Source organism: Acidovorax sp. GW821-FHT09B03 (genome assembly GCF_059418305.1).
Genome location: NZ_JBWKPP010000007.1, coordinates 140740 through 166372 on the forward strand (window position 1 = coordinate 140740; position 25633 = coordinate 166372).

The following is a 25633-nucleotide window of genomic DNA, read 5'->3' on the forward strand; positions in this document are numbered from 1 at the left end:
TCGTTGGACGCTTATACAGAAATCCGCCTTCACAGGCACTTCGGACAGTTGAGCACCACGACCTTACTGCAGGGTTCCAAGGCGCGCGGAGTATGAACAGCTCGTGCAGGATGTGGCTATCGAGGAGGGTTTCGCGACTACACGCCCGAAGTTGTGCTTGCTTGCTACCTGAGCAGTTTGCTGACGTCGGTCAGTCACTGCATCTTTTTCCAATGGTCGCGCCACGGGTCTGCTTTCTGGAAGCTCCGGTAGGTGTGGTTGGAGAGCTGGAAATTCGAGTAGCTTTTATGTACGAGACTGGCTTCGACTCGGTAGCTGGCTTGGGAAAGTTGGAAGGGAGATTGGCGCGCGGCCAACGCAGGTTTGACTTTTGATGTCCAAAGGTACCGTCACACCAGGAGACAATCAGACTCCGTGAACGACTTTTCATTCAAGAAGATTGCCGTGGCGGCATTCGGCCCGTCGCTGCTGTTCGGTATTGGCGAAGGAGCGATCCTCCCTGTGGTGGCCCTGCTGGCACGGGAGCTGGGCGCATCGGTGCCGATGGCTGCGTTGGCCGTGATGCTGATCAGCATAGGCTGCGTACTGAACAATGTGCTGGCATCCGTGCTGATCACCCGGCTGGGGGAGCGCTCATGCATCGTGGCAGCCGGGGTGTGGAGCGCCCTGGGCATGGCCGTCTGCCTTTTTGCAACGCACTTCGGGATACTGGCCGTCGGGTGTTTCATGATCGGCATGTCGCAGGGTGTTTACAACCTAGCCCGCCAAAGCTACATGACGGAGGTCGTTCCTATCAGCCACCGGGCACGGGCCCTGTCCAGCCTGGGTGGAGTAGTGCGGATCGGGACGTTCATCGGGCCGTTTGCCGGCGCAGCAGTGATCCATTTCTACGGTCTTTCCGCTGCATTCGCCGTGGGAGTCATCGCAGCACTGTCCGCGGCGAGCCTTGCGGCCGGAATCCGGGACCTCAAGGCGCCGGGCGCGCCCTCACCTGCTCAGGCACCGGCGCGCGTGTCCGTGCTCACGACGTTCGCCGACCATCGCCGGGTGTTCCTCACCCTGGGTATCGCGATCGCACTGGTGGGCGCCGTCCGAGCTGCCCGTCAGGTGGTGTTGCCGCTTTGGGCGGACCACCTGGGCCTGTCGCCCGCCGTGTCGTCGCTGATCTACGGTCTGGCTGGGGGCATCGAGATGCTGGTGTTCTATCCCGCAGGCAAGGTGATGGATGTGAAGGGCCGTCGCTGGGTGGCCTTGCCTTCCATGCTCATCATGGGGGCGGGCATGCTGGCGATGCCCTTCACCGCCAGCTTTGCCACCATGCTGCTCGCGGCCATGGCGATAGGCTTTGGCAACGGGATCGGTTCGGGAATGAACATGACGCTGGGTGCGGACCACGCGCCAGTCCAGGGCCGGGCCTATTTCCTGGGCGTATGGCGCCTCCTCGCGGACATCGGAGCCACCGCGGGGCCCGCGGCGCTGTCGTTGATCGTTTCCATGGGCTCGCTGGCCATTGGCATCTCTGCCATAGGACTTGTCGCAGTCATGGCTGCAGCCCTACTGCATGCGTGGATCCCCTCACCGCCGAAAAGTTAGATTACCAAACACACGGGACTGCCAGACTCAATCTGTTGAATGACAGCGAGCGTGACTCCATCGGGGGAATCCGTGGAGAAGACAATGATCGAATCGCTGTCCTCATTCAACACATACATTCGCGACTGTTCGTCCTCCAGCGCGAAGAATCTGGGCGTCTTGCCAAGTGACGAGGTCACGCCGTGAAAAGTCAGCCGCCCCGTCGTCGAATCAACGCAAAATGCCGCGATGCTGTCATGCCCCCGGTTGGACGCATAGAGCTGTCCTCCGCATCGGGATATCGCGATTTCCGAGCCTGTGTTGTTGCCTGTGAATGAATCTGGCAGCGTGGACAGCACCTGGAATGGAGAAAGCCCGCCCGTCGCCGTGTCAAACCGGTACGCCGCGACGGTGGAGTCCAGTTCGTTCACCACATAAACGGTGGCCAGTGTTGGATGAAACGCGATGTGCCGGGGACCGGCTCCCGTGCGTGTATCGACCCAACGTTGGGCAGCCGTGTCGATCCGCCCATCATCAAACGGAAACACGAACACGCGGTCGAATCCCTTGTCGGGTACCACTACGAATTTGCCACTGGGATCAAACGGATTGAAGTGCGGCTTGGCGTGCGGCTGTTCCTTTCGGTGTGGTCCCGGTGTCCCCGTCATCTCCACGCGTTGGATTACCGGATCCAAGGTTCCATCGGGGCGCACCGGCATCACCAGCAAAGCGCCGCCCTGGCGGCCGACGCCGAGGTGATCGGAAACGAGTAGCCACTGTTCAGTTGGATTCAGCGCAAGATGCACCGGGTTGAGGCCACCGCACTCTTGTGTCTGCAGCAGCGAGATCGTGCCGTGTTCCGGGTCAATGGCCAGCACGCTGACCTCGTGGCCGTCGCCATGTACCGTGTACAGGCGGCTACGTTCGCGGTTCAACGCCAGGAACGATGGATTCACGAGCCCGCCATAAACCTGCATCAGGCGCAGTTGTCCATCGGCTTCGATGGCATAGACGCTGATACCTTCACCCCGGGCATTTCTTTCGCGCGTGGTGCGCGATCCAACATAGGCATAGCGCGGAGGTGAGTTGGGTTCGTTCCTCGATGTCATCAGAAGGTCTTCAATGGGTCAGAATTCATAGAGCCGTTGTGCGTTGGCATCCAGGGTGTCGGCCGCCAGGTCGGCTGTCGCCAGCCACCCTTGGCACAGGGCCAGCCAGACAAGGTCATCTACCTCTCGGAAAGGCTCGATTGCGTCGGGTGTTGCCGGAGCTGAGCGTGCCGTGCCCTGCGTGTGCGGCCAGTTTGTCCCCCACAGCACTGAACGGGGAGCGGCCTGCAGGAGGCTGTGGGCCAGCGGCGCAAGCATTGCTGCATCTGCAACGGAAAGGTAGGGCGCGGACAGCTTCACAGATAGCTTGCCCGCTGCAGCCAATTCGCACACTTCCCGCCAGTGCTCCGCCTCTGCAGCACCGGGCGTGATGGGGGGCAGCCCGATGTGATCGAGCACGAAATGGCAGGAGCTACTCCGGATGAGGTCGCCGAGTTCGCGCAACACGCCCAGGGTGACGTGCAGCTGCACATGCCAGTGCACAGGCACCTGCCGGATCGCTTGCGAGACCGCATCGCGCGCAGCGGATGCGTCGGCATTGCCATCCACAACGAAGTTGATACGGGTGGCGCGTACCCCAAGGGCGTCCAGTCCTGCGACCTCGTGGGCCGTACTGGTAGGTGCCAGCACGGCCACACCACGTCCGCGGCCTTTCAACCGCTGCAGCGCGTATGCCAGGCACCCATGGTCGCTACCGTAGACGCTGGGCTGCACCAGCACCACGCGGCCCGCGCCGATGTGTTGCAGGTGCTCGACCAGCCGATCCACGCCCGCATAGCCCGGCGTAAAGCGTCGGCGCTCCGCGAAAGGGAACCGCGCCGCGTCGAACACATGGACGTGGGTATCACAGACCACGCTCTGCGGTAGTTGTAAGGATGGCTCGCTCACTGCGTTTGGATCTTGGCTGTCTTGACCAGCTGCTGCCACTTGGCCAATTCATCACGCATGAACTTGTCGAACTCTGCGGGTGTGTCCGAGACAGTGCGAGCGCCCAGTTCTTCGAACTTCTTGGCGACCTCAGGGCTTTGCAGCGCCTTGGCGATCTGTGCCTGCAAGGCATCCAGCACCGGCTGGGGCGTCTTGCCCGTAGCAACGATGCCTACCCAGTGCTCTACCTTGAAGCCCTTCAGTCCCGCTTCCTCGAAGGTAGGGACATTGGCCAAGTTTGGCAGGCGCTTGGCGGAACCGATGCCCAGGCCTTTGATGCGGCCCGATGCGAAGGCCGAACCCGTGCTCGTCACGCTGTCGATCAACAGATCGACCTCACCGCCCATCACCGCTTTGATCGACTCGCCGCCGCCCTTGTACGGCACATGCAAGAACTTCGCACCCGTGATGCTGGAGAGCAGTTCGGTCGTGAGGTGCGGCGTACTGCCCACGCCTCCAGTCCCATAGGTCAGCTTTTCCGGATTCTTCTTTGCGTACTCGATGAGTTCGCCCGCAGTCTTGAAGTTCGACGTTGCCGGCACCATCATCACCATCGGCGACTCAGCCACGCGTGCCACCGGCACCAAGTCGCGCATGGTGTCGTACGGCATCTTCGCCTGCAAGGCCGGGGCCATGGTCACAGGTCCGCTGATGAAGCCCAGCGTGTAGCCGTCGGCCATGGCCTTGGCGACAGCATCCGTGCCGATGATGCCGCCGGCCCCCGGCTTGTTGTCCACCACAAAGGGCTGACCCGTGTCGCCCGTCAGGCGCTTCGCGAGCACGCGGGCCATCACGTCGTTGGGCCCACCGGCGGCGAAGGGCACGATCAGCCGAACAGGCTTGGTGGGATAAGACTGAGCGATGGCAAGCGATGAGGCTGCGAGGCCAGCCAACAGCAGGGCGCGGCGTGCGATCAGGAAGTGAGACATGTTCCGTGCTCCTCTCAGAACCGATGACGCAGACCGACAGTCACACCCGTCTGCGAGCCGCGCGTGCCCATGAACGCGGGCAGCACGTAGCCGCCATCAATCCGGTTGCGGTCCACCTCTGCGTACACATCCGTCCGTTTGGACAGGTAGTAGTCAGCGGAGACCCACGCGACCTTTCTATTCCCCGAGCCATTGGCGGCGAACGCGTTTTGGCGGTCTTGCGTGTAGCTCGCCGTCAGCATGAGCAGTGGAGTGACACTGTAGTTGACGCCGATAGAAGCGACCTTGTTGCGTTGCAGGCTGATCTCATGGCTGCGCTCCATGTAGGCAATGAACGCCTTCCAATCCGTGCTGATGCGGTATGCCACCCCAGCACCACGGATCTTGCGCGTCTCGCCGCCAGTGGCTGCCGACAGGTTCTGACCATACGCCACGGCCTCGAATGGCCCGCTGGCGTATGTCGCCGAAAGTCCGCTGCCGCGGCCATTTCCTTCGGACAGCGTCACGCTGCCAGCCAGCGTGACGGGACCAAGGTCCTTTGCGTACTTGATCATGTTGTCTTGGCGCGCCATGTGGTGGTTGCTAAGCACCGTGATCGCATCAATATTGGGGTTGCCCATGGGCTGGATGCGCGCAGCAGCCTGGTGCGCCAGTGTGTACTGGCGGCCCAGCGTGAGCACTCCCAATGCGTCCGAGGACACGCCTACCAACGATTCACGGCCGAAGGCGCGTCCCGCTGCGGATGCCACCTGGCCGTAGTTGGCCGTGGCTGTGGACTGCTGGGCCAGGCCGGTGGATGGATCGATCCCCATCTCCAGCACATAGAAGGCCCGGGTTCCGCCGCCGAGGTCCTCAGTCCCCTTGAAGCCCAGGCGCGAGCCACCGAACAGGCCGTCGCCGACGTTGGTGAGCCCGCCCCGGTTGGCACCTGCATTACTGGCGTGGCGGACGGTGACATCCATGATGCCGTACAGAGTTTGGCTGGATGTCTGGGCGAAGGTGAATGCTGGCGCGACGAGCGCCAAGCCGGCCATGCTGCGCATGGCGGCGTTCTTGAAGTGTTGCATGGAATCTCCAGCGGCTGGGCCGCTGCATTGATGGAAGGGACTACTCGGGCTTGATGTCGTGGCTCTTGACCAACTTCGACCAGCGCGCCGTCTCAGCCTTGATGAAGCTGCCAAACTGTTCAGGGGTGCCGCCTACCGGCTCATCGCCCAGGCTGGTGATGGCTTTCACCATTTCAGGCTGCTTGAGGATCTCGTTGATCGAGGCGTTCAGCTTCGCGATGATGGGCGCGGGCGTGCCCTTGGGCGCGACGACACCGAACCAGTTGGAAATCTCCATACCCTTGATGCCCAGTTCCTCAAAGGTCGGCACGTCTTTGAGCAGCGGAGAGCGCTGGGTGCTGGTGATGGCCAGCGGGCGCAGCCGTGGCTCGTTGCCCGACACATAGGGCATCACCGCGAAGATCCACTCGAACATGATGTTCACGGTGCCGGCGATCAGGTCATTGGTCGCTGGGGCACCGCCTTTGTAGGCAATGTGCGTCATCTCGATGCCCGCAGCATCTTGGAGCAACTCGCCAGCAAGGTGGTGAGATCCACCGATACCGCCGGAAGCGAAGCTCAGCGAATTTGGTTTGGCCTTCGCCGCCGCGATCACATCCTTCGCAGACTTGAAGGGGGACGCTTGTGCGACCGACATGATCAGCGGTCCCTTCTCAATCATCACGATAGGCACCAGATCGGTCGCTGGATCGTAATTGAGCTTGCGGAACAGGGCCTTGTTGACGGCCAGTGGCGCAAAGTTGCCCAGCCCGATGACATAGCCATCGCCCTTGGCTTTGGCGATGTACTCCGTACCAATATTCCCGCCAGCACCTGGCCTGTTTTCGACGATCACCGGAACACCGTATGCCGCTGACAGCTTCGTCGCAATCTGGCGCGACCGTGTATCCGAGCTGCCGCCCGCAGCGTAGGGCACCACGAACGTGATGTTTTTGTTGGGATAGCCCCCGACGTCTGTGTTCGCGTACGAAGGAAGCGCAAGCAGGCCTCCTATGGCCAGCAGGCCGAGTCGGCGAAGGCGTTGATCGTTGGTCAGATGCACGTTTGTCTCCTTTTGGTTGGCGGTCAGTAGATACCCGATATTGTATCGACTTCGATATTGGTACAATCAGTGTCAACCCTACATCGAATATCAAGCCAATGAATGCACCAAAAATTGCTTTGATACATGCCACTCCCTTGGCGATCCGTCCAATCGAGGACGCCTTTGCGCGTCTTTGGCCTGAGGCCTACTGCATGAACCTGCTTGACGACAGCCTGTCTGGTGACCTTGCAGAGGCAGGCGAAATCACCGGAGGCCTCACGGACCGGTTCCATTCCCTGACGCGCTACGCGGAAAGTGCTGGAGTGAAAGGCGTCCTCTTCACATGCTCAGCGTTCGGCCCGGCCATTGACTCGGCCGCAGAAGGTGTTGACCTGCCCACGTTCAAACCCAACGAAGCGATGTTTGGCGAAGCGCTGGGCGTGTGCGCAAAGCTTGGGCGCACAGGAAAGATAGGAATGGTTTCGACGTTCGCGCCCTCTGTGTCGAGCATGAAGCAAGAGCTTCGCGAACTCGCAGCCAAGTTGAATTTGGACTACGTGCTGAAAGTCGAGTGCCCAGACGGCGCGCTGGAGGCGCTGAGCGAAGGCAACGTCGAGATCCATGACACCCTGGTCAGCAAGGCCGCACAGGAACTCATCGACTGTGACGTGATCATGCTGGGCCAGTTCTCTACCTCGCACATGAGGAGCCGTGTCGAAGCGGAGACGCGTCGGCCAGTCCTTTCAAGCCCTGACAGCGCGGTAAAGCTGCTCAGGCGTTCCGTTGAACATTCCGCCACCACCCCCTAGTTTTAACCCCCGCAACTGACTGGAGACTCACATGAAATTCATCGTTCTGCCCTGCGACGGCATCGGCCCCGAAATCGTTGACGCATCCGTGCGCGTGCTGAAAGCAGCCGGCACTCGCTTCGGCCTGGACTTCCAATTCGACTATGAAGACCTGGGCTTCGCGAGTCTGGAAAAGTACGGGGTCACCATCCGCGACGAGCTGCTGGAACGCTCGAAGACCTACGACGGCATCATCCTGGGCACGCAGTCGCATGCCGACTACCCCCCGCCTGAGAAGGGCGGTCGCAACGTGTCCGCTGCCTACCGCATCGGTCTGGACCTGTACGCCAACGTGCGCCCCGCACGCACTCGGCCTTTCCTGCAGTCCAACATGCGCGAAGGCAAGACCATGGACCTGGTCATCATGCGCGAAGCCACCGAGGGCTTCTACCCAGACCGCAACATGTCGCGCGGCTGGGGTGAGGTCATGCCCAGTCCCGATATGGCGCTGTCCACGCGCAAGATCACCCGCCACTGCAGCGAGCGCATCGCGCGCCGCGCCTTCGAGCTGGCCATGACCCGCAAGAAGCGCGTCACCGCCATCCACAAGGCCAACAGCTTCCACATGACCGACGGCCTGTTCCTCGAAGCCGTGCGCCATGTCGCCAAGGATTTCCCGGAGGTGGTGCTGGACGATCTGCTGGTCGATGCCTCCACTGCCCATTTGGTCAAGGAGCCGGAGCGCTTCGACGTGCTGGTGGCCACCAACTTCTACGGCGACATCCTCTCGGACCTGTGCAGCGAACTCTCGGGCAGCCTGGGTCTGGCAGGTTCCATCATGGCCAGCGACACGAACTGCTGCGCCCAGGCGCAGCACGGCTCGGCCCCTACCATTGCGGGCCAGGACAAGGCCAACCCCACCTCCATGATCCTGTCCGTCGCGATGATGGTGGCCTGGCTCGGCGACAAGCGCGGCGACGCCAAGCTCAAGCAGGCTGCCAAGGCCATCGAGACCGCAGTAGACAAGGTGCTGGAGAACCCCGCGACCCGCACTGCTGACATCGGCGGAAGCATCGGCTGCAAGGCCTTCGCCACGGCCGTGGCGGATGCCGTGGCAGCCGCCTGAGTCTGGACGGTGCCCATGAAACCACCCTATCTGGGTTGCATCGCCGATGACTTCACCGGCGCGACCGACCTGGCCAGCAACCTGGTGCGCAGCGGCATGCGGGTGGTGCAAACCATCGGCATTCCGTCTGAGCCTCCCAGCGAAGAGATCGATGCGATCGTGATCGCGTTGAAATCACGCACGATCCAGGCCACCCAGGCCGTGGAGCAGTCGCTCGCTGCGCTCCAATGGTTGCGGACGCAGCAAGTGCAGCAGGTCTATTTCAAGTACTGCTCCACGTTCGACTCCACGCCAGAAGGCAACATCGGCCCGGTAACCGATGCGCTCATGGACGCACTCGGCACGGAGTTCACGATTGCGTGCCCCGCGTTCCCCGAGAACGGTCGCTCCGTCTACAAGGGCTATCTGTTCGCGGGCGACGTGTTGCTGCAGGAGTCGGGCATGAGGAACCATCCCCTGACGCCCATGACCGATTCCAACCTCGTGCGCGTGCTGCAGGCGCAGACCAAGCGGCGCGTGGGTCTGGTGGATCACAGCTACGTCCGGCGGGGCAGTGACGCCGTCAGCAGTCGCATTGCCGAGTTGCGCAGCGAAGGCGTTGAAATCGCCATCGTCGATGCCATCGACAACGACGATCTGCTGGCCATGGGTCCCGCCTTGGCCGGGCTGCCCCTGGTCACTGCAGGGTCGGGCGTCGCCATCGGCCTGCCAGCCAACTTCGGGGTGACTGCCAGCGACCTGGCCGCACGACTGCCAGCGGCTCGCGGCCGCCGTGCAATCGTGTCCGGTAGCTGCTCGGTGGCCACCAATGCACAGGTTGCAGACTTCCGGCAGCGTGGTGGGGCCGCGTTCTCCATTGATCCGATGCAGATCGTGGCCGGTGTGGACGTGGTCTCCGAAGCGTTGGCTTGGGCAGACAAGCTGCTCGATGTCGGGCCTGTGCTGGTGTATGCCACCGCGGAGCCTGAGGCGGTGAAAACCACCCAGGCAAAGCTCGGTGTGGAGGAAGCCGGGCAGATGGTTGAGCATGCACTGTCCCAGATTGCCCGCGGGTTGGTAGCCAAAGGCGTGGGACAACTGGTGGTCGCTGGAGGCGAAACCTCGGGTGCTTGCGTGCAGGCGCTTGGCATTGACCGCATGCGCATCGGTCCCGCCATCGCACCCGGCGTCCCCTGGTGCCACGCACAATCACGCTATGCTTTGACCGAGGGAATCCACGTGACATTGAAGTCCGGCAACTTCGGCACGACTGATTTCTTTACCAAGGCCTTTGAACAGCTGACCTGACGAGTTCACGATGAAATCCAATGCTGCACTTGAAATCGCGCCGAGTGGGAATGTAAGCCCTCTCATCCCCAAACTGGCTGCCCAGATTCTGGAGATGGTTCAGCGCGAGGGCCTGCCCAAGGGCTACCGTCTCACGGAGCAAGCGTTGTGCGACGCATTGGACGTGTCTCGCTCGCCAGTGAGAAAGGCCCTGCAGTTCCTGGAATCCACCGGGGTCGTGACTTCCAATCCGAACCGGGGATTCCAGCTCGCCAAAGAGTCGCATGAGATCAAAGGCCTTGATCTCTCTGAGGCCGGCGTTTCCAGCGAGGACACGTACATGCGAATCGCCAGCGATCGCATTAAGGGCTACATCGATCAGGAGGTGACCGAGGCAGAGCTGATGAGCCGGTACGGCTTGGCCAGGCCTCAGATGCAGCGACTTCTCAACACCATGGCCAAGGACGGCCTGGTGGACCGCAAGCCCGGGCGCGGCTGGGTCTTTCGTCGCATGCTCACAAGCCTCGAATCGCACCGCGAGAGCTATCGTTTTCGCATGATGCTGGAGCCCGCTGCCATTCTCGAACCTGGCTACACCGTGGACCTGGCCGAGTTGGAGCGCTGCCGCCGGGAGCAGCAGGAACTGCTCGATGGCGGCATCGAGCAGTGCACACCAGCGCAGCTGTTCCAGGCGGGCAGCCACTTCCATGAAACCGTGGCGGCCGGCAGCGGCAACCGCTTTGTGGTCGATGCGCTGCGCAACGTCAACCAGATGCGCCGCATCGTCGAATACGGCACGCTGCTGGACCGCAGCCGCCTCCACCGCCAGTGCGAAGAGCACCTGCAGTTGATCGAGCTGCTGGTGCGCGGCGAACGCATGGAAGCGTCGCTTTTCTTGCGTCAGCACCTGAACACCGCGCGCATCACGAAGTTGGGGAGCGAGGAGTGACCGAATCCCAGGCCCGAGAAGAAATTTGCCGTGTGGGTGCCAGCCTGTTCGCACGTGGCTATGTGCACGCCACGGCCGGCAACATCAGTACTCGCCTCGCACCGGAGCACGGCGGCGGTTTTCTCATCACGCCTACCGATGCCTGCCTGGGCTTTCTGGACCCGGCGCAACTGGCGCGCATAGGAGACGATGGCGCTCAGCTCAGCGGCGCCCGCGCCAGCAAGACCATCACACTGCACCGCGCCATCTACCGTGCAACCGAGGCTGCGGGGCAATCCGCTACCTGCGTGATGCACACCCATAGCACGCACCTGGTCGCGCTCACGCTGCGGCGCAGCGGCTATCTGGAGCAGCATGGTGAATTGATACCGCCCATCACACCGTATTTCGTGATGAAGGTGGGCCGAGTGCCCCTGGTGCCCTACCAGCGGCCTGGTGCGCCCGCCGTGGCGCAGGAGGTCGCGCAACTCATTTCCGAATATGCCTCCAAAGGCCGCCAGCTCCGCGCGGTGATGCTCGACCGGCTAGGTCCCAATGTGTGGCACCGCACGCCTTCCGAGGCCATGGCCACGCTGGAAGAACTGGAAGAGACCGCCAAACTTTGGCTGCTCTCGGATTTCAGTTGTTCCAGCCTGGGCGACTCAGATCTGGCGGAGTTGCGCGAAACATTCGCTGCATCGTGGTAGACCGCCATCCTCGAAAATCATTCGGCTTGGCAGCACACCGGCTGCACCGCTCGGAAGCGGACGGTGGATTGGCCCTATGGGCTGCCGCCTCGCAAAGCGGGCTATCCGAGTTGCAGCTGGGTATTGCCGCGGTTGGCGGCTGCGCTGACGCCATCGAGAACCATGCCCTGGCTGGCCATTTCCCGCACATCACGCGCCTACCGTACGGGCGCGAGGGCGGGGTGATGCGCATGGTCTCGCGCATCGCCGGCGGCGTGCATGCCGAGCAGGAACTGGCTGGCGCGATCTACCTGCTGGACCCGCTCGACCCTTCATCGCTGTACCCCGAGGCCCAGGCGCTCAAGCGCCAGTGCATCTCGCACGGCAAGCCCTTGCTGCTCACCGTGGCCGCCGCCGTCGAATGGGTGGCCGTGGAGGCCGCGCTGCAGGCCGGCGTGTCGCTGCGCCAGCGCCCGCCGGCCATGGTGCCTGCCATCAACCAGCAGTCCGTCGCCCTCATCGCACACGATGCATTGAAATCCGCCATGGTGGACTTTGCGCACCGCCATTTCGACCTGCTCTCGCAGACGAAGGAGCGCTTTGCCACTGGCACCACGGGCGGGCGGCTCAACGAGATGGCCTGGTCCCGCGGCTGGCCGCGCGACCTGCCCTGGGTGCAGCCCTTGCGCAGCGGCCCGCTGGGTGGCGACGCGCAGATCGCCGAGCTGGTGCTCGACAAGCGCTGCGACAAAGTCCTCTTCTTTGAAGACGTGCACGTCGCGCGCCAGCACGAGGCCGACATCCAGCTACTGGAGCGCGCCGTCTGCACCAAGAGCTTCGAGGCCGCCTGCTACCACACGCCGGCCATGGCTGACGCCTGGGCCACGGCATGGCGCTAGTGCACGCGTAGAGGCTGGCGCCTCTCAGCGGACCAGTCTCTTGTGCGCGCCGCCGCTGCCCAGCTCAAACTGCGCAACGGCCCCGACCATCTGCTCGGCCTGGGTGCGCAGGCTGCTGGCAGCGGCCGCCATCTCCTCCACCAGGGCGGCATTCTGCTGCGTGGCCTGGTCGAGCTGGGTGACGGCTTCGCCCACCTGGCCGACGCCGGCGGTCTGCTCGCTGCTGGCAGCGCTGATCTCGGCGACCATGCTGGCCACGCGCCCGATGGACTGCACGACCTCCTGCATGGTGGCTCCGGCCTGGTCGGCCAGCACCGAGCCCTGCTGCACCATGGCGCTGCTGGCCCCGATCAATTCCTTGATGGCCTTGGCCTCGGCCGCCGTGCGCTGCGCCAGGTTGCGCACCTCGGCAGCCACCACGGCAAAGCCGCGGCCCTGCTCGCCCGCGCGCGCGGCTTCCACGGCGGCGTTGAGCGCCAGGATGTTGGTCTGGAAGGCGATGCCGTCGATCACGCCGATGATGTCGGCAATCTTCTGGCTGCTGGTGTTGATGCCATGCATGGTGCTGACCACCTGGGACACGACCTTGCCGCCATCGGTCGCCACCTGGCTGGCGCGCACGGCCAGCTGGTTGGCCTGGGCGGCACCGTCCGCGTTGTGGCGGATGGTCGCGCCCAGCTCTTCCATGCTGGCCGAGGTCTGCTCCAGCGAACTGGCCTGGCTTTCGGTGCGGGCCGACAGGTCCTGGTTGCCCTGGGCGATCTGGGAGCTGGCGGCCGACACGCTTTCGGCACTGGCGCGCACCGTGCCCAGGCTCTCCAGCAGGCGCAGGCGAAAGCCTTCCATGGCCTGCGCCAGCGTGCCGATCTCGTCGCGGGACTTTATGCTGACGCCGTGCGTCAGGTCACCCTGCGCGAGGTAGCCCAGGGCCGTGCTCAACTGCTGCACCGGTGCGCCCACCAGGCGCCGGGTGGCCTGCACCAGCACCATGGCCAGCAGCACCAGCGCCACCAGCACCCCCAGCCACAGCCAGGTCAATGCGCTGCGCGCCTCTCCCGTGAGCTCGGCCACGGGCGCCTCGGCCACGACGGCCCAGTTCCAGGGCTTGTAGCGCTCCACCGCAACATAGCGGCGCGCGCTGGCATTGCCGGATGGGCGCGGGGACCAGGACGCCTCGAAGTCGCCGGACTGCTCCGCCGCCGTGAGGGATGCGAGCCAGGCCTTGCCCTCCTCCCCCTTCTCGTCCACGACCGGCGGCGTGCCCGAGCCGCCCAGGCCTGTGATGCGGCCGCGCGCCGGCCCCGACGAGACGTCGACCGCGTAGACGGCCCCTGTGTCGAACAGCTTGCGGCTGGCCATCAGTTCGCCCAGGCTGCCCAGGATGGGCGCGATGTCGGAGCCGATGAACAGGATGCCAATGGTGCGGTTGCCCTCGCGGATGGGTTCGTACACGGTCATGTAGTCCCGGCCGAACAGGTTGGCGCGACCGATGTAGGGCTTGCCCTCGGCCATGAGCGCATAGGCCGGGTGCTTGCGGTCCAGCAGGGTCTTGAAGGCACGCTCGCCGTCCTGCTTCTTGAGCGAGGTGGTCACGCGGATGAAGTCATCGCCCGTGCGCGCGAAGATCGTCGCCACCGCACCCTGGGCGTCGCTGGAAAAGCGGTCCACCAGTTCGAAATTGCCATTGAGCGGGTTGCCCTGAAAGCTCAATACCGCCTCGGGCTTGCCATCGGCACCAGGCTGCTCGGCCAGGCTGAAAGCCCCCGCAAAGCGGGATTTCAACAGGCCGAAATCACGCCGTGCCAGTTGCTGGGCCGATTCGTCCATGGTCTTGACCAGGGTGGCGACCTGCGATGCGTATTGCCGCACCTCGCCACGGGACGCTGCACCAAAGCTCTTCCACACCATGCTGCTGACCAGGGCCATGGTGGACAGCAGCACCACCAACAGGCTGGCCAGGGCCACGAAGGACAGCTTGAAGGCAATGGATCGGGAGGCAAAATTTCTCATGGCATGGACCTTTCGAATAAAAATATTCAAATGTCAATAGGTGTTTTCAATCAGTCCAAATGTAAACGCCGCCGTCAGCCCTCCGGCATTGGCCCGGCATCGCCTGGGGCCATCTGTCTCCATCTTGCGTCTTTGTGACGCATAAAGGCCAGCCCCGCAAGCGTGCAAACAGCAATGCGCAGCCCCGAGACCCTGCATGGATACACTGCAGCACGCCCCCGGCAGCCCTGTATCCGGGCTTGCATGGGAGGCTGGTCGCATCCACCCAGGAGCCCGCTGAACATGACCCCCGACACACTCCTCGCGCACTACGACAGCGGCCTGCTGTGGCCTGCCCAGGCAGCCGCCGGCATCGAGGGCGATGTGCCCACCGCCTACCAGCAGGCCCTGGCCGTGCGCGCGTTGCGCACTGCCCGCGGCGAGGTGCCCCGCGGCTACAAGATCGGCTTCACCAACCGCAATATCTGGGCGCACTACAACGTGTTCGGGCCGATCTGGGGCACGGTATGGTCGACCACGCTGGGTTTCTGCGCGGGTGACGGCAGCGTGTCGCTGGACCACTGCGCCCAGCCACGCCTGGAGCCCGAGGCGGTCTTCGGCCTGAAGGCCACGCCGGCGCCTGATGCGTCGCTGGACGATCTGTTCGATGCCATCGACTGGGTGGCGCCGGGTTTCGAGATCGTGCAGTCGCACCAGCCGGGCTGGAAGTTCACCGCCGCCCAGACCGTGGCCGACAGCGCGCTGCATGCGCGGCTGCTGGTGGGCCCGCAACGCCCGGTGCGCGAATTCGCCCGCTCGGCGGCCGGGCTCGACCAGCAGCTGGCGGCCGCGCGCGTATCGCTGCTGCGCGATGGCGAAGCGGTGGAACAGGGCCAGGGCGCCAACGTCCTGGGCGGCCCCTTGAACGCCCTGCACCATTTCCTGAAAGAATTGCGCGCCTGCCCCGGTGCGCCGGACCTGCAGCCCGGCGACGTGGTGACCACCGGCACCTGGACCGATGCCTGGCCCGTGCAGCCCGGCCAGCGCTGGAGCGCGGATTTCGACGCGCCGCTGTCGCGGCTGTCGGTCACATTCCGGGGTTAACGCTTCGCGTACTGCTGCGCTCCGAACAGCACCTCGCGCGCCCGTTCATCGTGAGCGGGCTTGCGCAGGTCGGCCAGCACGGCGATGCCGCGCTGCACGGCGGGGCGGCTGCCCACGGTGGCAAACCAGCGTTCGAGGTGCGGGTGGTCCGACAGGGTGATGCCCTGCTTTTCCCAGTTGCGCAGCCAGGGCCATACGGCCATGTCGGCAATCGAGTATTGCTCGCCGCCCAGCCAAGGGCTGGCCGCCAACCGCCGCTCGATCACGCCATAAAGTCGCTTCGCCTCGTTGGTGTAGCGGTCGATGGCGTAGGGAATCTTCTCGGGCGCATACAGCCTGAAATGGTGGTTCTGCCCCAGCATGGGCCCCACGCCGCCCATCTGGAACATGAGCCACTGCAGCACCTCGTAGCGCCCCCGATCACCCGGCGGCAGAAAACGCCCGGTCTTGCCCGCCAGGTACAGCAGGATGGCGCCCGACTCGAACAGGGTGATGGGTTCACCGCCCGGGCCTTCAGGGTCCCGGATCGCCGGGATCTTGTTGTTCGGGCTGATGGCCAGGAACTGGGGCCGGAACTGCTCGCCCGCGCCGATATTCACGGGGTGTGCCCGGTAGGGCAGGCCGCACTCCTCCAGCAGGATGTGGACCTTGTGGCCATTGGGCGTGGCCCAGGAATAGACGTCGATCATCGGTCACTCCACCTTCACGTTGGCGTTCTTCACGCGTTCGAGCTGGGCCTTGCCGGCCCCGGCGGCCCAGGCACCGAACTCCGCCACCGACTTGAAGGGTGCTGCCTCGTTGCCGGTGGACAGCAGCTTCTCCTGCACCTGCGGGTCGGCCAGCACCTTGTTGGACGCAGCAACCAGGCGCGCATGCACCTCGGGCGGCAGCCTGGCCGGGCCGAACAGCCCGAACCAGAACGAGAACTCGAAACCCGGCAGCCCCTGCGAGTCGAGCGTGGGCACGCCGGGCGCCACGGCCGAGGGCTGCTGCGTGGTCACGCCCAGCATTTTCACCACGCCCTGGCGGCCCAGGGGCAGCACCGAGGCCGCGGTACCGAACGACAGGTCCACCTCGCCGGTGGCCACGGCCTGCAGCGCCGGTGCGCCGCCCTTGAAGGGGATGTGCACCATGGCCGCGTCGATGGCCTTCTCGAAGGTCAGCGCCGCCAGGTGCGGTGAGCCGCCGATGCCCGACGAGGCGTAGTTGAGCTGGCCCGGCCGCGCCCTGGCCGTGGCCACCAGGTCCTTGAGCTGCGTGATGCCGCTCTTGGGGCTCACCGCCAGCACCAGCGGCGAGACGGTCAGGCGGTTGATGGGCGTGAAGTCCGCCGGCGTGTAGCGCACGCCGTACAGGTGCTGGTCGATGCCGTAGAGCGTGCCCGTGGCCAGGCCGATGGTGTAGCCGTCGGCCGGTGCACGCGACAGCAGGGTGGAAGCCAGTGTGCTGCCGGCGCCGGGCTTGTTGTCGACGGCGATGCCCCGCCCCAGCTCCCTGCCCATGGCCTCGGCCACGATGCGCGCGATGCCATCGCCCGCACCCGAGGGCGAATAGCCCACGATGAGGCGGATGGGTTTGGCGGGGTAGTCACTGGCCTGGGCCGAGGCTGCCAGGCCCAGCAGCAGGGCCCAGGCAATGCAGTGCAGTTTCATGGCGGAGGTCTCCGTTGCAGGCCGTTCATCACCGACCCGTGAATTGGGGCGTGCGCTTTTGCGCCCAGGCCGCCTGGCCCTCGCGCAGGTCGGCCGACTGGTAGGCGCGCAAGGCATCGGCGTTGAAGGCCTCCACGTCCAGCGTGCCCCGGGCCATGCGGTTGAGGTGGCGCTTCATGCCCACCAGGGCCAGCGGCGCCATGCTGGCGCAGTCGCGCGCCAGGTCGGCCACCTCCTGCTCCAGTTGCGCCGCCTCCACCAGCTGCGTGAGGTAGCCGATGCGCAGCATCTGCGCTGCTCCGATCTTGCGCGCGGTGAGGAATAGCAGCTTGGCATTGTCCAGCCCCAGCCGGCTCACATAGCGCTCCATGCCCGAACGGTAGTAGTGCAGGCCCAGGCGCGCGGCCGGCATGAACATGTCGATGCCCTCGGCCCCCACGCGGAAATCGCAGGCCAGCGCCAAGTCGGTGGCGCCGCCATAGACGCCGCCGTGCAGCACGGCGATGGTCACGGGCCGGGCCATCTCCAGTGCATCGACCATGCCGGCAAAGTCGATCTTGCGCGGGGCGCCGATGCTGCCGATGTCGTAGCCGCTGCAGAAGTATTTGCCGGTGCTGCGCAGTTGCAGCACCAGCAGTTCAGGGCGCGCATTGACCTGCTCGATCAGCCCGGCCAGGTGCTCCAGGTCATCGGCCGTGAGGCGGTTGGCCTGGTCAGGCCGACGCAGGGTGATGGTGGCCACGGCGCCATCGGTGGTGAGTTCGGGAAGTGCGTTCATCGGGGATCTCATCGGCCTTGGAATTGGGGTTGGCGCTTGGCCAGGAAGGCGCGGCGGCCCTCGCGGTAGTCCTCGCTGTCGAAGCAGCGCAGCACCAGGGCTGCCACCGCGTCGGCGCCTTCGGCCGCATCGGAATAGTGCTCGAATGCCTGCAGCGCCTGCTTGGCGGCATGCACGGTCAGCGGGGCATTGGCGGCGATCTGCGCGGCATAGGCGGCCACGCGCTCCCCGAGCGGTGCGCCATCGTCGACCACGCAATTGACCAGGCCCACGCGCAGCGCCTCGTCGGCCTCCAGGAAGCGCGCGCTGAACAGGATGTCCTTGGCGGTCGACGGCCCGACCAGGCGCGCCAGCGCCGCCACGCCCCGGTAGTCGTAACCCAGGCCCAGCCGGGCTGCGGGGATGGCAAAGCGCGAGGATGCCGCCGCGAAGCGCACGTCGGCCGCCAGCGCGATCGCCAGGCCGCCGCCTACGCAATAGCCTTCGATCATGGCGATCAGCGGCTTGGTCAGCGAGGCCAGGCCGGCGTGGCCACGCGCGGCGATCCCGTCGTAGGTCTGCTTCTGCGCCGCGTCCGCGCGGTGCTGCTCAAATTCCGAAATGTCGGCCCCCGAAACGAAGGCCTTGCCGCCCGCCCCTTTCATGACCACGGCACGCACGGCCGGGTCGCGCTCGAAGGCCTCGGCCGCGATGCCCAGGCCCTGCCACATGTCCAGCGACATGGCGTTGCGCCGCTCGGGGTGGTTGAAGGTGATCCAGCCCACGCCGCCCTGCACCTCGGCCAGGATGCGTGGCGTTCCCAGGTCCAGCGCGCTCATGCCACGGCTCCTTCGCTGCGCAGGGCAGTGATCGCTTCGGCGCCATAGCCCAGCTCGCGCAGCACGTCGTCGGTGTGTTCACCGGCATCGGGCGCGGCACGGTGGAAGGCCTCGGCATGCGCGCAGGCCGACAGGTTGATGGGCGAGCGCAGCAGCTGCAACGCACCCAGCTCGGCATGGAGCGCCGGGCGCGTCATGCGCAGGTGCCGGGCCTGCGCATCCTCGAAGGCCTGGCCGATGTCATACACCGGCCCACAGGGCACGCCGGCCTGGTTCAGGCGTTCCACGAGTTCGGCCACGCCGAACTGGCGCGTGATCGCACTGATGGCCTCCTCCAGCTCGCGCCGGTGGGCCAGGCGAGAAGGCTGGTCCTTGTAGCGTTCGTCCTGGGCCAGGTGCGGCGCCTGCAGAAAGTCGCAGAGCTTGGCCCACATGGCAGCGCCGGGCCCGCAGATGTTGACCTGGCCATCGCGCGCCTCGAAGGTACCCATGGGCACCAGCGTGGGGTGCGAATTGCCCTCCTGGCCCGGCACCTTGCCATCCACGGTGTAGCGCGCGCCCTGGAAGTCGAGCTTGTTGAGCATGGCCTCGAGCAGCGAGGTGTGCACCCACTGGCCCTCACCCGTGCGCTCGCGGTGCAGCAGCGCCAGCAGGATGCCCTGGCCGAGGAACATGCCGGCCGTGGTGTCAGAAATGGCGATGCCGGTGCGGTAGGGTCCACGCCCCGGCTCGCCGGTGACGGAGCTGAGCCCGCTCATGCCCTGCACGATCTGGTCCAGACCCGGGCGCTCGGCATACGGGCCGGTCTGCCCAAAGCCCGAGATGCTGGCCAGGATGATGCGCGGGTTCACCGCGCTCAGGGCTTCGTAGGTGAGCCCCAGGCGCTGCTTGACGGAGGAGCGGAAGTTTTCCACCACCACGTCGCTGCGCTCGACCAGCTGGCGCAGCACGCGCATGCCCTCGGCGGTCTTGAGGTTGACGCTCAGGCTGCGCTTGTTGCGGTGCAGGTTCTGCTCGTCGGAGCCGCGGCGCGGCCCCAGTGTGGGTTTGCGGTCGGGCGGGTCGATGCGCACGACGTCGGCACCCCAGTCGGCCAGCAGGCGCACGGCCACCGGGCCGGCACGTGCGATGGTCAGGTCGAGCACGCGGTAGCCTGCCAGCGGCATGGGAGCGGTGGCAGTGGGGGGGGCTTGCATGGGGAGTTCGTTCATGGAGGACATCACTGCACCGCCGCCACGGCTGCGGGATCGACGTAGATCACCGATTGCTGCCCCACCTCGAGCACCATGGACGGCACCGCGTGGACCTTGAGCGTGCCGCCGCCCGCGCTGGGCTGCACCAGGTAGTGCCAGTACTCGCCCAGGTAGGTGCGGCCCACGACCGACACGGCACCCAGCGGCACGGCGCCATCGGGCCCGGCGCCCAGGTACAGCGACTGCGGGCGGATGGAGGCCTGCAGGCTGGCGCGGTCGCCATCCAGCCCGGCCTGCAGGGGAATGCCATCGGGCAGGCCGTCGAGCCGCATGTGCCCGCCCTGCACCGCCCCCTGCACCAGGTTGGTCTTGCCGATGAAGCCCGCGACGAAGGGCGTCTGCGGGCGGTTGTAGAGGTTCCAGGGCGTGTCGATCTGCTCCAGGCGGCCCTGGTGCAGCACGGCGATGCGGTCGGAGATGGCCATCGCCTCGGTCTGGTCGTGCGTGACGTAGACGGTGGTGAAGCGGAACTCGTCGTGCAGGCGGCGGATTTCCGCGGCCATTTCCTCGCGCAGGTTGGCGTCGAGGTTGGACAGCGGCTCGTCGAGCAACAACACCTCGGGCCGCACGATCATCGCCCGGGCCAGGGCCACGCGCTGCTGCTGCCCGCCCGACAGCTCGGCCGGGTAGCGCTGCGCGTAGGGGCCGAGCTTGACCACGTCGAGCATCTCCTTGACGCGCTGCGCGGTCTCGGCCGCGGGCGTCTTGCGCACCTGCAGGCCGAAGCCCACGTTCTCGGCCACGGTCATGTTGGGCCAGATGGCATAGCTCTGGAAGATCATCGACATGCCGCGGTGTTCGGGCGGCACCGAGCGCGTGGGCGTGGAAACCTCGCGCCGGTCCACCAGGATGGCGCCGGCACTGGGTTCGATGAAGCCCGCAATCATGCGCAAGGTGGTGGTCTTGCCGCAGCCCGAGGGGCCCAGCAGGGTGACCAGTTCGCCGCGCCGCAGCTGCAGGGACACGCCGTCCACCACGGACGCGCTGCCGTAGTTCTTGCGCAGGTCTTTGAGTTCGAGTTTGGACATGTTTTGTTTGCTTTCTGAATGCATCAGCCGCGGCGCAGCATGAAGTCGCGCCCCGCGAGCTTCATGCCGATGGCCACGACCACGGTGACGATCACCACCAGCACCACGCCCATGGCGGCCAGCGTTTCGTAGTTGCCCTGCTCGCTCAGGTCCAGCGTGAGCACCGAGACCACGCGCGAACCCGGCCCGGTGAGGAACACCGCGGTGGACAGCTCCTTGGTGCAGATCACGAACACCAGGATGAAGGCCCCCACCAGGGTCTTCTTGAGCAGCGGCGCGACCACCCGCGTGAGCACCGTGATGCGGCCACCGCCCAGGATGCGCACGGCCTCCTCCAGCTCGGGGTTGAGCGCGCGCACGCCCGCCGCGCTGGCGGCCACCGAGATCGGCAAAAAGCGCGTGGTGAAGGCAATCACGATCAGCACACCCATGCCGTACAGCGAGAACGGTGGCCCGGCGTACGCGGCATACAGGCCGATGGCCAGGATGAGCCCCGGCACCGCCACGGGCGCCAGCGCCAGGAACTGCACCAGCACCGGAAACGGCGTGATGCGCCGCTGCGTGGCGTAGGCGATGCAGATGCCCATGCCCACGCAGACCAGCGCCGTGGCGCCCGAATACAGCACCGTGTTGGCGATGGCCGAGCGCACCGTGAGCTGCTCGAAGAAGATGCCGTGGAAATTGGCCAGCGTGAGGTTGCTGAGCGCCAGCCCCTTGCCCCAGGCTTTGGAGAACGAGGCCAGCACCAGGATGGCCAGCGGCATCAACACGCTGAGCAGGGCCACCAGCGCCGAGTAGGCCAGCAGCAGCCACTTCCAGGCGCCGATGTCGAAAGGCCGCCGCTCCCCGCCCTTGCCCGACACCGACACATAGCCGCGCCGCGCCAGCAGCTTGCGCTGCAGCATGAGCATGACGATGGTGAGCAGCAGGATGGGCATGGAGAACGCCGCCGCCTGCTCCACCTGCAGCGGGTACTGGAAGAACGACACGATCTGCGTGGTGGCCAGGTTGATGCGCGCGGGGATGGCGATCAGCGCCGGCGTGCCGTACAGGGCAATCGCCTCCAGAAAGATCAGGATGGCCGCACCGATGATGGAGGGCAGCACCAGCGGAAGCGTCACGCGCGCCATGGTCTGGAACTTGCCGGCCCCGTGGATGCTGGCGGCGTCTTCCAGCTCGGTGGACACCAGGTCGAGCGCCGACTTGGTGAACACGTAGATCAGCGGGTAGGTGTACAGCGCGATCACGAAGGCCAGGCCCCAGAAGCTGAAGATGTTGAACGGCCCCTTCTGCACCCCGGTCAGCTCCACGACCAGGCGGTTGAGCCAGCCGGCATTCGGCCCGGCGAGCAGGATCCAGGCGATGGCGCCCAGGAAGTTGGGCATGACGAAGGCCGCCAGCACGCTCAGGTGCGTGAATCCGCGGCCCGGCATGTTGGTGCGCGAGACGGCCAGCGCCAGCGGCACGCCCAGCGCGAGGGCAATGGCCGTGACCGCCGCACCCAGGTACAGCGAGTTGAGCAGTGCCTGCAGGTTGCGGCCACGGCCCAGGGCCTGCGCATAGCTCTGAAGCGACCAGGCGCCCTCTGCGGTATGGAAGCTGTCCCACACCAGGCGCAGGATGGGATTGGCCACCAGCAGGATCAGCACGGCAATGAGCACGCCGAACAGCCACACGGCAGGATCGCCGAAGCGGGCGGAAAGCCGGCCCATGGCCGGGGCGGGGACGGCCATGGCGTCAGACACCGAAAGCCTCCCGCCAGGCGTCGATCACCTTGGGGATCTGCGCCACCATCTGCGGGGGCGTGGGCGCCAGCAGCGGGCTGGCGTCGCCCAGGCCGATCACGCCGGGCGCAGGCTTGGCGTTGGCGCGCAGCGGCACGCTGAACTCCTCGACCGAGATGCGTTCGGTGTCCTCGCTGCCCAGCAGCCACTCCATGAACAGCCTGGACGCATGGGGCCGGCGCGTGTTGGCCAGGATGCCCGTGGGCGAGAGGATCAGCACCGGGCCCTCCTTGGGCGCCAGCGTGGCCACCGGGTTGCCCTTGGATGCCGAGCGCGCGGCCAGGCTCATCGGCCCGGCGGAGACGGAGGACTCGCCGGAAATCACCGCCGTCACCGCGTCGATGGTGGAGCGGCTGACGTGCGCCTTGTTGGCGGCCAGCTTCTGGAAGAAGCCGTCTCCATAGAGCTTGCGCATCTCGATGCACCAGGCACCGGCCGCGCCGCTGTACGCGGGGTGCGCCACCAGGCCGGCACCGCTCCACTTCGGGTCGAGCAGGTCGCTCCAGCTTTTGGGCGCCGCGGCGGCCGACACCTTCTGGGTGTTGTAGATCAGGCCCATCATGAAGCAGCTCGACGCGTGGAAGTAGCCGTCCGGGTCCATGTTCTGCACGCGCTTGTCCTGGCGGGCCACGGCGGCCGGCAGGAACTTGAGCAGCAGGTTGCGGCCCTTGAGGTCCACGTAGTGCGCCAGGTCCGTGGAGGTGAACACGTCGCAATTGGGCGTGCCGGCCTTGAGGTCCTGGTTCAGGCGCTGGTAGGCCACCTGCGCCGTGGTGCGCACCACGTTGACCTTGATGCCCGGGTAGCGGGCCGTGAAGGTGCGGCCCATCTTCTCGGCCACCTCGGAGGTCTGGGGCACCGTGTACCAGGTGAGCTCGCCCTCCTTGCGGGCGGCGTCGTGCAGGGCGCCCAGGCTCGCGGCCTGGGCGCGGACTATCGCGGGAAAGGCCAGTGCGCTGGCCGCCATCACACCGAACTCTCGTCTGCGCAAGAACATGGGTTGTCTCCTGATCGTTGGTGACCGATCGGTGTCGGCCTCTTTTCAGTATGCACAGAACATTTATATAAATACACTAATGGTTTGTATGTATTTTTTACAACCGATTCAGAAGCTCTAATGGCGCTGCCATGACACAAAGCCCCTCCATCCATTTCCGCCGCCACGGCGAGGCCGACGTGCTCGAAGCCGTGGACGTCGACGTTCCCGCACCTGCACCTGGCGAGGTCCAGGTGCGCCAGACGGCCATCGGCCTCAATTTCGCGGACATCTACCAGCGTCGCGGCGGCCATGGGCCGCACGCGGCCACGCCCTTCCCCGTCACCCCGGGCGCACAGGGGGCAGGCGTGGTGGAGGCGGTGGGCCCGGGGGTCCGTGAATTCACCCCGGGCCAGGCCGTCGCCTACCTGCACCCGGGGGCCTACCAGGTCACGCGCAACGTGCCGGCACACCGCGTGGTAGCGCTGCCGGACTGGATACCGCAGGACATCGCGGGGGCGAACCTGCTGCGCGGGCTCACGGCCGAGTACCTGCTGCGGCGGCTGCATGCGGTGCAGCCCGGTGAGGCGGTGCTGGTGCATGCAGCCGCGGGCGGCATGGGGCTCATCCTGTCGCAATGGGCGCGCGCGCTGGGCGCCACGGTGATCGGCACCGTGGGCTCGGCCGCCAAGGCGGAGGTGGCGCTGGCACATGGCTGCCACCACGTGATCGACTACCGCCACGAAGACTTCGTGGCCCGCACGCTGGAGTTCACCGGCGGTGTCGGTGTGGGCGTGGTGTACGACGCCGTGGGCAAGGACGTGTTCCTGCCCTCGCTGCAGTGCCTGCGCCCGCGCGGCCTGGCGGTCAACTACGGCACGGCGTCGGGCGACGTGGAAGCCTTCGACCTGCAGGTCCTGCATGCGAAATCGCTCAGCGTGTGCCGCCCCACCCTGCGCAGCTTCGTGGCCGACCCGGCCGAGCTGCGCGCTTCGGCCCAGGCCTTCTTCGACGCCGTGCGCGACGGCCATGTGCGGCTGGGCATAGGCCAGCGCTACCCGCTGGTCGAGGTGCGGCGCGCGCACCGCGACCTGGAAAGCCGCGCCACCACCGGCGCACCCGTCCTCATCCCCTGACCTGACCACTGCCCCACCATGAGACTCTTCCATGCCTGGCTGTCCAGCGCCTCGCGCCGCGTGCGCCTGTGCCTTGCCGAAAAGAACATCCCCTACGAGAGCGTGGCCGTGGACCTGAGCCGGCAGGAGCAGCACGCACCGGAGTTCCTGGCCATGAACCCCAACGGCGTGGTGCCGGCGCTGGAGATCGCGCCCGGCCGCTTTCTGCACGAAAGCTCGACCATCTGCGAGTACCTGGACGACACCGTGCCCAAGCCCCCGCTGCGGCCCACGGACCCGTACGCGCTGGCGCAGATGCGCAATTTCGTGCGCTGGACCGACGAGAAATCGCTGCCTCACCTGCTGATCCTCAACTGGAGCCTGATGCTGCAGTCCACCGCGCAACAGTGGAGCGACCAGGAGCTGCAGGACAAGCTGGCGCGCATCCCCACGGCCGAGCGGCGCGAGGCCTGGGTGCGCATTGCGCGCAAGCCCTACACCGAGGAGGAAAAGGCCGAGGCCTTGCGCAAGCTGCTGTTGCTGGTGGACCGGATGGAAGGGATGCTGGCCCCCTCTTCGCCGTGGCTGATAGGCGCCAATTACTCGCTGGCGGACATTGCGGCTGCGCCCTTCGTCGCGCGCATTGCGGAGATAGCGCCCGCAGCGCTGGCCGAAGCGGCGCACCCGCGCGTGCACGGCTGGTGGCAGGCCATGCAGCAGCGCCCGGCGTTTGCCGCAGCGCGCCTGCAATTGTTCGGCGAGGTGCTGCAGGAGCGCCAACGCGGTACCACCACCCCGAGCTGAGCCCGAGAGCG

Annotated in this window: 24 protein-coding genes; 10 read left to right on the forward strand and 14 right to left on the reverse strand. The window is 65.8% G+C overall.

The genetic code is table 11. The features are described 5' to 3' along the window. Positions 1-414: 414 nt before the first annotated feature. Complete coding sequence (locus AC07PA_RS15180) at positions 415-1593, forward strand: MFS transporter (RefSeq protein ID WP_494608517.1); 1179 nt, start codon at positions 415-417, stop codon at positions 1591-1593. On the opposite strand, the gene AC07PA_RS15185 is transcribed toward AC07PA_RS15180, so the two are convergent. From AC07PA_RS15185 to AC07PA_RS15205, 5 genes are read right to left on the reverse strand one after another with little or no spacing between them, the layout of a single operon-like run. Then, a complete protein-coding gene (locus AC07PA_RS15185; protein WP_494608518.1) occupies positions 1590-2681 on the reverse strand; it encodes a lactonase family protein in 1092 nt (363 codons plus the stop codon). The two genes, AC07PA_RS15180 and AC07PA_RS15185, sit on opposite strands and share 4 nt — an antisense overlap. Before the next feature lie 18 nt (positions 2682-2699). Then, positions 2700-3569 (reverse strand): amidohydrolase family protein, encoded by an 870-nt coding sequence (locus tag AC07PA_RS15190; protein WP_494608519.1) that lies wholly within the window; start codon positions 3567-3569, stop codon positions 2700-2702. Further along, on the reverse strand, positions 3566-4537 hold the full coding sequence (locus AC07PA_RS15195; RefSeq protein ID WP_494608520.1) for a Bug family tripartite tricarboxylate transporter substrate binding protein: 972 nt from the start codon (positions 4535-4537) through the stop codon (positions 3566-3568). Before AC07PA_RS15195 ends, AC07PA_RS15190 begins: the two co-directional genes overlap by 4 nt. A 14-nt stretch (positions 4538-4551) precedes the next feature. Continuing rightward, positions 4552-5604: a porin gene (locus AC07PA_RS15200; RefSeq protein WP_494608521.1), complete on the reverse strand. Its 1053-nt coding sequence runs from the start codon at positions 5602-5604 to the stop codon at positions 4552-4554. A 40-nt stretch (positions 5605-5644) separates the two neighbouring features. Further along, a complete protein-coding gene (locus AC07PA_RS15205) occupies positions 5645-6646 on the reverse strand; it encodes a Bug family tripartite tricarboxylate transporter substrate binding protein (protein WP_494608522.1) in 1002 nt (333 codons plus the stop codon). Between the two features lie 194 nt (positions 6647-6840). On the opposite strand from AC07PA_RS15205, the gene AC07PA_RS15210 reads away from it, so the two are divergent. From AC07PA_RS15210 to AC07PA_RS15235, 6 genes are all read left to right on the forward strand, one after another. Continuing rightward, entirely contained in the window at positions 6841-7437 is a 597-nt protein-coding gene (locus AC07PA_RS15210) for an aspartate/glutamate racemase family protein (protein WP_494608523.1), read from the forward strand. A 31-nt stretch (positions 7438-7468) separates the two neighbouring features. Next, positions 7469-8542 carry an isocitrate/isopropylmalate dehydrogenase family protein gene (locus AC07PA_RS15215; RefSeq protein WP_007852676.1) on the forward strand — a complete coding sequence of 358 codons (1074 nt, stop codon included), beginning with the start codon at positions 7469-7471 and terminating at the stop codon, positions 8540-8542. Between the two features lie 15 nt (positions 8543-8557). Further along, positions 8558-9829 carry a 3-oxo-tetronate kinase gene (otnK, locus tag AC07PA_RS15220; protein WP_494608524.1) on the forward strand — a complete coding sequence of 424 codons (1272 nt, stop codon included), beginning with the start codon at positions 8558-8560 and terminating at the stop codon, positions 9827-9829. A 10-nt stretch (positions 9830-9839) separates the two neighbouring features. Then, on the forward strand, positions 9840-10757 hold the full coding sequence (locus AC07PA_RS15225) for a GntR family transcriptional regulator (protein ID WP_494608525.1): 918 nt from the start codon (positions 9840-9842) through the stop codon (positions 10755-10757). Beyond that, positions 10754-11443 carry a class II aldolase/adducin family protein gene (locus tag AC07PA_RS15230; protein WP_494608526.1) on the forward strand — a complete coding sequence of 230 codons (690 nt, stop codon included), beginning with the start codon at positions 10754-10756 and terminating at the stop codon, positions 11441-11443. The genes AC07PA_RS15225 and AC07PA_RS15230 overlap by 4 nt, the downstream gene beginning before the upstream one ends. Before the next feature lie 68 nt (positions 11444-11511). Beyond that, positions 11512-12321 (forward strand): methylglyoxal synthase, encoded by an 810-nt coding sequence (locus tag AC07PA_RS15235; RefSeq protein ID WP_494655379.1) that lies wholly within the window; start codon positions 11512-11514, stop codon positions 12319-12321. A 24-nt stretch (positions 12322-12345) separates the two neighbouring features. Here the strand turns inward: AC07PA_RS15235 and AC07PA_RS15240 are convergent, their stop codons facing one another. After that, complete coding sequence (locus AC07PA_RS15240) at positions 12346-14331, reverse strand: methyl-accepting chemotaxis protein (RefSeq protein WP_494608528.1); 1986 nt, start codon at positions 14329-14331, stop codon at positions 12346-12348. Between the two features lie 282 nt (positions 14332-14613). Here AC07PA_RS15240 and AC07PA_RS15245 point away from each other — a divergent pair, with 282 nt between their 5' ends. After that, positions 14614-15414 (forward strand): 2-keto-4-pentenoate hydratase, encoded by an 801-nt coding sequence (locus tag AC07PA_RS15245; protein ID WP_494608529.1) that lies wholly within the window; start codon positions 14614-14616, stop codon positions 15412-15414. Here the strand turns inward: AC07PA_RS15245 and AC07PA_RS15250 are convergent. From AC07PA_RS15250 to AC07PA_RS15285, 8 genes are read right to left on the reverse strand one after another with little or no spacing between them, the layout of a single operon-like run. Next, entirely contained in the window at positions 15411-16103 is a 693-nt protein-coding gene (locus AC07PA_RS15250) for a glutathione S-transferase N-terminal domain-containing protein (protein WP_494608530.1), read from the reverse strand. The two genes, AC07PA_RS15245 and AC07PA_RS15250, sit on opposite strands and share 4 nt — an antisense overlap. A 3-nt stretch (positions 16104-16106) precedes the next feature. Next, positions 16107-17066 (reverse strand): Bug family tripartite tricarboxylate transporter substrate binding protein, encoded by a 960-nt coding sequence (locus AC07PA_RS15255; protein WP_494608531.1) that lies wholly within the window; start codon positions 17064-17066, stop codon positions 16107-16109. Positions 17067-17094: 28 nt separating this feature from the next. Further along, complete coding sequence (locus AC07PA_RS15260; protein WP_494608532.1) at positions 17095-17844, reverse strand: enoyl-CoA hydratase/isomerase family protein; 750 nt, start codon at positions 17842-17844, stop codon at positions 17095-17097. An 8-nt stretch (positions 17845-17852) separates the two neighbouring features. After that, positions 17853-18662, reverse strand: coding sequence for an enoyl-CoA hydratase (locus AC07PA_RS15265; protein WP_494608533.1), 810 nt, complete (start codon positions 18660-18662; stop codon positions 17853-17855). Further along, positions 18659-19858 (reverse strand): CaiB/BaiF CoA transferase family protein, encoded by a 1200-nt coding sequence (locus AC07PA_RS15270; protein ID WP_494608534.1) that lies wholly within the window; start codon positions 19856-19858, stop codon positions 18659-18661. Before AC07PA_RS15270 ends, AC07PA_RS15265 begins: the two co-directional genes overlap by 4 nt. A gap of 23 nt (positions 19859-19881) precedes the next feature. Beyond that, the gene (locus AC07PA_RS15275) at positions 19882-20943 is read right to left on the reverse strand and encodes an ABC transporter ATP-binding protein (RefSeq protein WP_494608535.1); all 1062 of its coding nucleotides are present in this window, start codon (positions 20941-20943) and stop codon (positions 19882-19884) included. 23 nt (positions 20944-20966) lie between these two features. Beyond that, positions 20967-22676, reverse strand: coding sequence for an ABC transporter permease (locus AC07PA_RS15280; protein WP_494608536.1), 1710 nt, complete (start codon positions 22674-22676; stop codon positions 20967-20969). 4 nt (positions 22677-22680) lie between these two features. Beyond that, entirely contained in the window at positions 22681-23724 is a 1044-nt protein-coding gene (locus tag AC07PA_RS15285; protein WP_007856890.1) for an ABC transporter substrate-binding protein, read from the reverse strand. A gap of 131 nt (positions 23725-23855) precedes the next feature. Between AC07PA_RS15285 and AC07PA_RS15290 the strand changes: the two genes are divergently transcribed. Both AC07PA_RS15290 and AC07PA_RS15295 read left to right on the forward strand, forming a co-directional pair. Continuing rightward, positions 23856-24839 (forward strand): quinone oxidoreductase family protein, encoded by a 984-nt coding sequence (locus AC07PA_RS15290; protein WP_494608537.1) that lies wholly within the window; start codon positions 23856-23858, stop codon positions 24837-24839. Positions 24840-24857: 18 nt separating this feature from the next. Beyond that, a complete protein-coding gene (locus AC07PA_RS15295; RefSeq protein ID WP_494608538.1) occupies positions 24858-25622 on the forward strand; it encodes a glutathione S-transferase family protein in 765 nt (254 codons plus the stop codon). Positions 25623-25633: the final 11 nt, after the last annotated feature.